11 protein-coding genes and 1 tRNA gene are annotated in these 9,905 nt (G+C 65.7%); 9 read left to right on the top strand and 3 right to left on the bottom strand.

The window, feature by feature from the left end:
• The 9 genes from J7024_RS35090 to J7024_RS35050 all read left to right on the top strand — a co-directional run.
• On the top strand, positions 1-893 hold an 893-nt coding region (locus tag J7024_RS35090), incomplete at its 5' end, for a polyprenyl synthetase family protein (protein ID WP_234745915.1).
• A gap of 149 nt (positions 894-1,042) precedes the next feature.
• Positions 1,043-1,119: transfer RNA gene (locus J7024_RS35085), tRNA-Pro, on the top strand.
• A gap of 140 nt (positions 1,120-1,259) precedes the next feature.
• Positions 1,260-2,549, top strand: coding sequence for an HlyC/CorC family transporter (locus J7024_RS35080; RefSeq protein ID WP_124827215.1), 1,290 nt, complete (start codon positions 1,260-1,262; stop codon positions 2,547-2,549).
• Between the two features lie 83 nt (positions 2,550-2,632).
• A complete protein-coding gene (locus J7024_RS35075) occupies positions 2,633-3,910 on the top strand; it encodes a GspE/PulE family protein (RefSeq protein WP_124827216.1) in 1,278 nt (425 codons plus the stop codon).
• Between the two features lie 5 nt (positions 3,911-3,915).
• The gene (locus J7024_RS35070) at positions 3,916-5,121 is read left to right on the top strand and encodes a type II secretion system F family protein (RefSeq protein ID WP_124827217.1); all 1,206 of its coding nucleotides are present in this window, start codon (positions 3,916-3,918) and stop codon (positions 5,119-5,121) included.
• 44 nt (positions 5,122-5,165) lie between these two features.
• Positions 5,166-6,077: a prepilin peptidase gene (locus tag J7024_RS35065; protein WP_124827218.1), complete on the top strand. Its 912-nt coding sequence runs from the start codon at positions 5,166-5,168 to the stop codon at positions 6,075-6,077.
• Between the two features lie 84 nt (positions 6,078-6,161).
• Positions 6,162-6,770, top strand: a complete 609-nt coding sequence (coaE, locus tag J7024_RS35060; RefSeq protein ID WP_124827219.1) for a dephospho-CoA kinase — start codon at positions 6,162-6,164, stop codon at positions 6,768-6,770.
• A 110-nt stretch (positions 6,771-6,880) separates the two neighbouring features.
• Positions 6,881-7,636 carry a cell division protein ZapD gene (gene zapD, locus J7024_RS35055; protein WP_124827220.1) on the top strand — a complete coding sequence of 252 codons (756 nt, stop codon included), beginning with the start codon at positions 6,881-6,883 and terminating at the stop codon, positions 7,634-7,636.
• Positions 7,637-7,663: 27 nt separating this feature from the next.
• Positions 7,664-7,864: a DNA gyrase inhibitor YacG gene (locus J7024_RS35050; protein WP_124827221.1), complete on the top strand. Its 201-nt coding sequence runs from the start codon at positions 7,664-7,666 to the stop codon at positions 7,862-7,864.
• Positions 7,865-7,924: 60 nt separating this feature from the next.
• On the opposite strand, the gene J7024_RS35045 is transcribed toward J7024_RS35050, so the two are convergent.
• From J7024_RS35045 to J7024_RS35035, 3 genes are all read right to left on the bottom strand, one after another.
• Positions 7,925-8,359, bottom strand: coding sequence for an NUDIX domain-containing protein (locus J7024_RS35045; protein ID WP_234745914.1), 435 nt, complete (start codon positions 8,357-8,359; stop codon positions 7,925-7,927).
• Positions 8,356-9,225, bottom strand: coding sequence for an ATP-binding protein (locus J7024_RS35040; protein WP_124827223.1), 870 nt, complete (start codon positions 9,223-9,225; stop codon positions 8,356-8,358). Before J7024_RS35040 ends, J7024_RS35045 begins: the two co-directional genes overlap by 4 nt.
• A gap of 18 nt (positions 9,226-9,243) precedes the next feature.
• Positions 9,244-9,905, bottom strand: a 662-nt coding sequence (locus J7024_RS35035; RefSeq protein WP_234745913.1) for a bifunctional ornithine acetyltransferase/N-acetylglutamate synthase, incomplete at its 5' end; no start/stop codon positions are given.

Raw genomic sequence — 9,905 nt, 5'->3', positions numbered from 1 at the left:
CGTCCGACGTACTGCTGATCAACCAGATCGCCGAGTACATCATCGGTGCGGGCGGCAAGCGGCTGCGTCCGGCCCTGCTGCTGCTCGTCGCCGGCGCGCTCGGCGAGACGTCGCACCAGCGGCACGTGCTGGCTGCCGTCGTCGAGTTCATCCACACCGCCACGCTGCTGCATGACGACGTCGTCGACGAGTCCGAACTGCGCCGCGGTCGCCAGACGGCCAACGCGCTGTTCGGCAACGCGGCAAGCGTGCTGGTAGGCGACTATCTCTATTCGCGCTCGTTCGAGATGATGGTCGGCGTCGGCAAGATGCGCGTGATGGAGATCCTGTCGGAAGCGACGACGATCATTTCCGAAGGCGAAGTGCTGCAGCTTCTCAACATGCACGATGCGGACGTCGACGAGACGCGCTACATGCAGGTGATCCGCTACAAGACCGCGAAGCTGTTCGAAGCATCGGCACGACTGGGCGCAGTGCTCTCGGGCGCCGATGCGCCGACCGAAGCTGCCGCGGCCGAGTATGGCCGCCGCATCGGCACCGCATTCCAGATCATGGACGACTGGCTCGACTACGCGGGCACGGCCGAGGCGATGGGCAAGAACGCCGGCGACGATCTGCGCGAAGGCAAGCCGACGCTGCCGCTCATCTATTTGATCGAACGCGGCACGCCCGAACAGTCCGCGCTCGCCCGCGAAGCGATCGAACAGGGCGGCACCGATCGCTTCGATACGATTTTCGACGCGATCACACGTTCGGGTGCGCTCGACCATACGCTCGAATGCGCACGCCAGGAAGCACAGGCCGCGGCGGCCGCGATCACCGCGTTCCCGGATTCGATCTACAAGGAAAGCCTGCTCGAGCTGTGCTCGTACTCGACGTCGCGGCAGTCGTAAACGCGCCGCGAATCGAAGGCGATACCTTGTCTCGAAAAATTTCTTCATCAAGGTATTCCATTTTGGAAAAAACATCGTTATAGTTACGTTCTTGCTTGAGACGACGCAGCGATCCAAACGAAAACTGCGAAGTTGGAAGGGCAAAAAATCGGGGTGTAGCTTAGCCTGGTAGAGCGCTACGTTCGGGACGTAGAGGCCGGAGGTTCGAATCCTCTCACCCCGACCAGATTTTGAAAAAACCGTGCACCATGTGCACGGTTTTTTTTTGCCCGTTCGCACGGGCCGTCGCGCCATGTGCGACACATCCCGGCCACTGGCCTCTGCTATATTCCCTCCATTCCTGTCCTTCACTGCCCTTTCCGACGCGTGGACCAAATTCCCTTATGGGCGCAAATCAGCGCCGTCTTCCTGCTTCTCCTCTGCTCCAGCTTCTTTTCCATTTCCGAGACCGCGATGATGGCGCTCAACCGTCACCGGTTGAAGCATCTCGCCGGCCAGGGCGTGCTCGGCGCGAAGACCACGCAGGGCCTGCTCACCCGCACCGACCTGCTGCTCAGCGTGATCCTGATCGGCAACAACCTGTTCAACACGATCATCCCGGTTCTGACGACGTCGCTCGCGCTGCATACGTTCGGCCGTAACAACCTCGCGCTGTCGATCGCGACCGGTGTCGTCGCGTTCCTGATCATCGTGTTCGCGGAAATCGCGCCGAAGATCGTCGGCGCGACCTATCCCGAGCGCATCGCGCTACCTGCGAGCCTCGTGATCGCGCCGCTCATGCGCGTGTTCAAGCCGGTCGTCTGGTTCGTCAATGCACTCGCGAACGGCGTGCTCTGGGTGCTGCGCATCAACACGAAGAAGGGCCGCGACCAGCGGATGTCGGCCGACGAGCTGCGCGCGATCGTGCTCGAGTCGAGCAGTTTCATGCCGACCAAGCACCGCAGCATCCTGCTCAACCTGTTCGACCTCGAAAACATCACCGTCGACGACGTGATGGTGCCGCGCCGCCAGATCGAGTCGCTCAACTTCTACGCGCCGCTCGACGACGTCCTGCACCAGCTCGAGACCTGCTATCACAACCGGTTGATCGTGTACGAGGGCGACATCGACAAGGTGCTCGGCGTGCTGCACGTGCGCAAGACGCTCACCGCGCTGCACAACCAGGATTTCGACCGCGAAACGCTGCGCACGCTGCTCGCCGAACCGTACTACGTGCCGTCGGGCACGCCGGTCGTTCAGCAGCTCCAGTATTTCCAGGAAAGCAGGCAACGTACCGCGCTCGTCGTCAACGAGTACGGCGAACTCGAAGGCCTCGTCACGCCCGAGGACATCATCGAGGAACTGATCGGCGAATTCACGACGTCGATGCCGCGCAGCGAGCGCGCGGGCGGCTGGGACGAGAACGGCGAATGTATCGTCGCCGCCAGCATGCCGCTGCGCGAACTGAACCGCTGGCTGCACCTGCAACTGCCGACCGACGGGCCGAAAACGCTGAACGGCCTGATCCTCGAAATCCTCGAGGAAATTCCGGAAGGCGACGTGTGCCTGAAAATCCGCGACGTGATGCTCGAGGTGATGCGCAGCGACGATCAGGCCGTGCGCACCGTCAAACTCTTCAAGCCGCGCGGCACGCGCGCACGCGCCGCCGCGCACTAGCCGAACGGTCGACTGCCGGCGCCGCCGACGATCCGCGATCATTTACCGGTCACGATCAACAGGCGTCCGACACGCCGGCTCACATGCATTTCAATTCTCCCGCGGCGCCGCTGCATACCGAGCGGTCGCCTGCTCCCCCCGACACGTTGCCCGCATCGCGCGCCCGCCCGCTCGATGCGGCGCAGCTCGACGATTCTCCCGCCGTCCGGTTGCTGACCGACACGCTTCACGCAGCCCGCGTGCGCGATGCATCCGACATCCACGTCGAACCGTTCGAATCCGGCTGGCGCATCCGTCTGCGCATCGACGGCGTACTCCATGAACATGCGCGACCGCCCGCTCACCTGCGCGACGCACTCGTCACGCGGATCAAGGTGCTCGCGCGTATGGACATCGCCGAACGCCGGCTCCCACAGGACGGTCGACTGCGCATTGCGGTCGACGCCGGCATGCGGGGCGACTATCGGGTCAGCTCTCTGCCCACGCTGTTCGGCGAGAAACTCGTGCTGCGTCGCCTGGAAACCCTGCCGCCCGACCTCACGCTCGCGCGCCTCGGCTTCGACGCACGGCAGGCGGCTGCAATGGAGGTTGCGATACGCGCACCGCACGGCCTCGTGCTCGTCACCGGGCCGACCGGCAGCGGCAAAACGCTGTCGCTCTACTGCGCGCTGCAGATGCTCGACCGCGACGCACACAATGTATGCACGGTCGAGGATCCGGCCGAGATCCAGCTCGACGGCATCAACCAGGTCGGCGTCGTCGAGAAGGCCGGCCTCACCTTCGCGACCGCGTTGCGCGCGCTGCTGCGGCAGGACCCGGACGTCATCATGGTCGGCGAGATTCGCGATGCGGAGACGGCCGACGTCGCGATCAAGGCCGCGCAGACGGGCCACCTCGTGCTGTCGACACTGCATACGAACGACGCGCCGGCCGCCGTCGCGCGACTGCTCGACATCGGTGTCGCGCCGTACAACCTCGCGGCCGCGTTGCGCCTCGTCACCGCGCAGCGCCTCGTTCGGCGTCTGTGCATCGCGTGTCGTGTGCGCTCCGATGCACCCGCGTGCGTGCTGCGTGAAGCCGGCTGCGATTCGGCGGCCCTGGAATCCGGTTGGCGCCCGTTCGTCGCGCGGGGTTGTGCCGCCTGTCACGGCATCGGTTATCGCGGCCGGATCGGCCTGCATCAGACGATGCCGGTTTCAGCGGAGATGGCAGAGCGCATCGTGGCGCGCGCGAGTGTCGGGGCGCTCGCGCAATGCGCGGCGGCCGAGGGCGTGCTCGGCCTGCGCGATGCCGCGCTCGCGCACGTTCGCGACGGCACGACGAGCATGGCAGAAGCACTCGCCGCGACCCCGGACGCGTAATCGCAATGCGCACGCCGCCTTCCGAAACCCGCTTCAGGTGGCGCGGTCGTCGCCGCGACGGCACGCGATGCAGCGGAATCGTCATCGCATTCGATCCGGCCGCAGCGCGCACGGCGCTCTCGCGCGACGGCATCGCGGTGCTGGCACTCGACGTGCGTGGCACGGCCCGGCCGCCAGCAGCCGGCGCACGAGACGTCACGCGCTTCACGCGCCAGCTTGCAAGCCTGCTGCAAGCCGGACTGCCGCTCGCGCCGTCGCTCGACATGCTCGCCCGCACGCGCACGCGTGACGGGCTGCCGCGCATCGCGGCGGGCCTCGCGCGCGAAATCGTCGGCGGCCAGCGCTTCGCCGCCGCACTCGCACGCTATCCGTCCCAGTTCGGCACGCTGTATCGGCAACTGATCGAAGTCGGCGAAGCATCGGGTGCGCTCGCTACCGTCCTGACGCGTGTCGCAGAGCATCGCGAACGTGCGGATGCCCAGTGGCGCAAGCTGCGGATCGCGCTGGCCTACCCGGCTGCCGTCATCCTGTTCGCGCTCGCGATCTCGGCCGCGTTGATGGTGTGGGTCGTACCGACGTTCCGGCAGATCTTCGACGGCTTCGGCGCGGCGCTGCCGGCGCCGACCCGTGCCCTGCTCGCGCTGTCATCCGCGACGGCGGCATGGGGCGGCACGTTCGCCGCCGCCGCGGCAGCGGCGGGGCTTGCGGCACATCACGCGCTGCGACGCTCGGCGGCGCTGCGCTACGCGCTCGCGCGGCGCCTGCTGGATGCGCCATTCTTCGGCAGCGCACTCAGGCGGTTCGAGGCCGCGCGCTGGTGTCGCTCGCTGGCGACATTGCTTGGCGCCGGCGTACCGCTCGCCGATGCCTTCGCGACGCTCGAACGCACGGCCGGCCACCCGGTGTTCGAACAGGCCACCGCGCGCATCGCGGTACGCGTGCTGCGCGGCGCGCGTCTTGCCGACGCGATGCAAGAAGCAGGTTGCTTCCCCGACGACGTGGTACAGCCGATCGCCGTCGCCGAGGAAACCGGCGCGCTCGACACGATGCTTGCCGACATCGCGACGCTATGCGAACGCCAGCTCGACGCTCGCCTCGACGCGATCGCAGCGCTCGGCGAGCCGCTGATCGTGATCGTGCTGGGCGCACTCGTCGGCGGCCTCGTCATCGCAATGTATCTGCCCATCCTTCAGCTCGGCAACGTGGTGTAGCATCGCAACCGACTCTGTCGCCTTTAAAGTTCCAACCCGAGCCCATGACGCCCGCGCCCCTGTACACCGTTTTCGATTCACCCGACAGCACGCTGCTCGCGCTGGCGTTGCTGCCGCCCGCGGTACGGTACGCGTTCGCCGTCGTCCTCGGTCTATGCGTCGGCAGTTTCGTCAACGTGGTCGTGCACCGGATTCCGGTGATGATGCAGCGAGCGTGGGAAGCGGAAATCGCCGAAGCGACCGGCAACACGCGTGCCGCACCCGACGACGGCTATCCGGCTCACTACGATCTGTGGCGCCCGCGCAGTGCATGCCCGCATTGCGGCCACGTGCTGCGCGCGTGGGAGAACATCCCGCTCGCGAGCTATCTGATATTGCGCGGGCGCTGCCGGCAGTGCGGCCACGCGATCGGCGTGCGCTATCCGCTCGTCGAACTCGCGGGCGCGCTGCTCGCCGCCGGTTCGCTCGCCGCGTTCGGCCCCACCGGCGCCGCATTCGCCGCGTTCGGTTTATGCGCCGCGTTGCTGGCGATGAGCGCGATCGACATTCGGACCGGCTACCTGCCCGATTCGATGACGCTGCCGCTGCTCTGGGCCGGACTCGCACTGAACCTCGGCGGCACGTTCACGTCGCTGCGTTCAGCCGTGGTCGGTGCGATGGTCGGCTACCTGTTCCTGTGGTCGATCTACTGGCTGTTCAAATGGTTGCGCGGGATCGAAGGCATCGGCTTCGGCGACCTGAAGCTGCTCGCCGCGCTCGGCGCATGGATGGGCTGGGCCGCACTGCCGCAGGTCGTGCTGTTCGCCGCGGTGACGGGCGCGATCGTCGGGCTCATCGCGACGTGGCGCGGCCGCATGCGCTTCGAGGAGCCGATTCCGTTCGGTCCGTTCCTGGCAGCAGGCGGCGTCGCGACACTGTTTTTCGGTACCCCTTTTTATTCGGCGCTCGGCGGCTGACATGACACGCCGCCCGCATTCGCATCGTTCGCTGCGTCGAGGCGAGGCGATTCGCGTCGTTGTGGCGGCCCGGCGGAGGCTCACATGTTTGCAATAGGACTCACCGGCGGCATCGGCAGCGGCAAGACGACCGTCGCCGACCTGTTCGCCGCGCGCGGCGCATCGCTCGTCGATACGGATCTGATCGCGCACCGCATCACTGCTCCGGCCGGTCTCGCGATGCCGGCGATCGAGCACGCATTCGGGCCGGATTTCGTCGCGGCCGACGGCTCGCTCGATCGCGCCAGGATGCGCGCACTGATTTTCAGCGACGACGATGCACGCCGGCGTCTCGAAGCGATCACGCATCCGCTGATCCGCGCCGAGACCGATCGCGAAGCTGGCGAAGCGCAGGGCCCGTACGTGATCTACGTCGTACCGCTGCTCGTGGAGTCAGGTAATTGGAAGGCGCGCAGCAATCGTGTGCTCGTCGTCGACTGTTCCGTAGAAACGCAGATTGCGCGCGTGATGCGGCGCAATGGTTTCACGCGTGAGCAGGTCGAAGCGATCATCGCAAGGCAGGCGACACGCGAAGCGCGTCTCGCGGCGGCCGACGACGTGATCGTCAACGACGCGACGACACCCGATGCGCTCGCCGCCGAAGTCGACGCATTGCACCAACGTTATCTCGAATTCGCGGCCGCCGCGCGCTGATCGGCATGCGCGATCGTGATGGTGTACGAAATTGGCGCGTTGCTAGGGTAGAGAGTGAGCATTAGAATGTCCTGCATTGTTTCAATCCCTACCCCGAGAGGCGAGCGCGCTTGATTCTTTACGAGTATCCGTTCAACGAGCGAATTCGCACGCTGTTGCGCCTCGAAGACCTGTTCGAGCGCTTCGCGTTCTTTTTGGCTCAGGAGGACCCGCGTGAGCACCACATCGCGCTGACGACGCTGTTCGAAATCGCCGAGGTGACGGGCCGCGCGGATCTGAAATCGGATCTGATGAAGGAGCTCGAACGTCAACGCCAGACGCTCGCCCCCTTTCGCGGCAATCCGGGTATCGAACAGAACGCACTCGAAGCCGTGCTCGGCGAAATCGAGCAGACGCTCGCCAATCTCGCGCAGATGCAGGGCAAGACCGGGCAACATCTGGTCGACAACGAGTGGCTTGCCAGCATCCGCAGCCGCGCGGTGATTCCCGGCGGCACGTGCAAGTTCGATCTGCCGTCCTACTATGCGTGGCAGCAATGGCCCGCCGAACAGCGGCGCCAGGACATCGCGAAATGGATCATGCCGCTGCTGCCGCTGCGCGACGCCGCGACGATCGTGCTGCGGCTCGCGCGCGAATCGGGACAGGCGTCGAAAGTGATGGCGATGCAGGGCAGCTATCAGCAGATGCTGTCGGGGCGCACCTACCAGCTGATGCAGGTACGCGTGCCGCCGGAACTGCGCGTGATCCCCGAAGCGAGCGCGAACAAATACATGCTTTGGGTACGGTTCACCATGCAGGACGGCGACGTGCGTCCGCGCGCGGTGGACATCGACGTGCCATTCCATTTGACCCTGTGCAATCTGTAACGACCGCGTGCCGGTTCGACGTTTCGTATGACTACCGTTGTGAAATGCCCTTCGTGCGGCGTAGAAGTGCGCTGGACGCCTGAAAATCAGTTCCGTCCCTTCTGTTCGGCCCGCTGCAAGCAGCTCGACCTCGGCGCATGGGCCGCGGAAAAGTACCGGATCGGCGGATCGTCCGACGAAGGCCCGTCGTCCGAGGAAGACGGCACCGACGGCCGTCGCGACAGCTGAGCGGCACGCGAACCCGCCCGCCAGCGATATGGCCCGCCTTTCGGGCGGGCCGCCGCGGCGTCATTGCGACGCCGCTTCCTTCTCCAGCAGTTCGAGCACCGGCAGCGCCGCCGGCAACAGCGGCGCAACCTCGACCGGCAGTTGCTGCCACACGAACGCCTGCCCTTCCTTGCTGTGCGGCTCGCCCGTCCAGCCCGTCACCTTGCAGAAATAGAGCCGCACGTATGCGTGCGGATAATCGTGCTCGAGCGTATGCCAGCGATGGCTCGCCGTGACGACGATGCCGAGTTCCTCGTGCAGTTCGCGCGCGAGCGCGTCCTCGACGCTCTCGCCGGCTTCCAGCTTGCCGCCCGGAAACTCCCAGTAACCTTCGTACGGCTTGCCCAGCAACCGCTGTGCGAGCAGATACCGCCCATCCGGCTGCACCATCACGCCGACTGCGACCTCCGTCACCTTGCGACCGCCCACGGCGCCCGCTGCGGAATCCGTGCTCATGCCTGCTCCTTGCGGCCCGACCAATCACGTGCGAACTGCCACGCGACCCGCCCCGAGCGGGACCCGCGCTCGAGCGCCCAGACGAGCGCATCGCCGCGCGCCGTTTCGATCTCCGCGTCCGGGCAGCCGAAATGACGCAGCCAGTGCCCGACGATGTCGAGATAGTCGTCCTGCTTGAACGGATAGAAGCTGACCCACAGGCCGAAGCGCTCCGACAACGAGATCTTCTCCTCGACGACTTCGCCGGGGTGGATCTCGCCGTCCGGCAGATGCTTGTACGACTCGTTGTCGCTCATGTACTCCGGCAACAGATGGCGGCGGTTCGACGTCGCGTAGATGAGCACGTTGTCCGACTGCGCGGCGATCGAACCATCCAGCGCAACCTTCAGCGCCTTGTAGCCCGATTCGCCGTCCTCGAACGACAGGTCGTCGCAGAACACGATGAACCGCTCCGGACGCTGCGAGATCAGATCGACGATGTCGCCCAGATCGTGCAGGTCGTCCTTGTCGACTTCGATCAGGCGCAGCCCGTCCTTCGCATACGCGTTCAGGCACGCCTTGATCAGAGACGACTTGCCGGTGCCGCGAGCGCCGGTCAGCAGCACGTTGTTCGCCGGCTTGCTCTGCACGAACTGTCGTGTGTTCTGGTCGATCAACCCCTTCTGCCGATCGATGTTGTGCAGGTCGTCGAGCGTGATCGACGACGTGGCCGACACCGGCTGCAGATAGCCGCGCCCCTGGCGCTTGCGCCAGCGGAACGCGGTGGCGGCATGCCAGTCGACCGCTGCCGGCGCTGGCGGCAGCATTCCCTCGAGGCGGCCCAGCAGCGCTTCCGCGCGCGTCAGAAACTGTTCGAGCTTGTCCATGTCGTTCGAGCGCCCCGATCAGGAGCGGTAATCCGCGTTGATGCTCACATAATCGTGCGACAGGTCGCACGTCCAGACGGTTGCCTGCGCGTCGCCGCGGCCGAGCACCACGCGGATCGTGATTTCGCTCTGCTTCATCACACGCTGGCCATCCTCTTCCTGGTAGGCCGGATTGCGGCCACCAGCCTTCGCGACGAGCACGTCGTCGAGATAGAGATCGATCTTGCCGACGTCGAGATCCGTGACGCCCGCATAGCCGATCGCCGCGAGAATGCGACCGAGGTTGGGGTCGGATGCATAGAACGCTGTCTTCACGAGCGGCGAATGACCGATCGCGTACGCGATCTGGCGGCATTCCGCGACGCTCTTGCCGCCTTCGACCTGCACCGTCATGAATTTCGTCGCGCCTTCGCCGTCGCGCACGATCAGTTGCGACAGCACCTGTGCGACCTGCGTGACCGCATCGCGCAGCGCCGCATAGGCCGGCGAATCGGTCGACGTGATCGCGGGCAACGTGCTCTTGCCCGACGCGATCAGGATGAACGAGTCGTTCGTCGACGTGTCACCGTCGATCGTGATGCAGTTGAAAGAACGGTCGGCCACTTCCTTCACGAGCGTATCGAGCACCGGCTGTGCAACGTTCGCGTCGAACGCGAGGAAGCCGAGCATCGTCGCCATGT

The sequence above is a fragment of the Burkholderia sp. WTPI3 genome, assembly GCF_021483755.1.
Lineage (GTDB): Bacteria > Pseudomonadota > Gammaproteobacteria > Burkholderiales > Burkholderiaceae > Burkholderia.
This window is presented reverse-complemented; position numbering and strand designations above follow the sequence as displayed.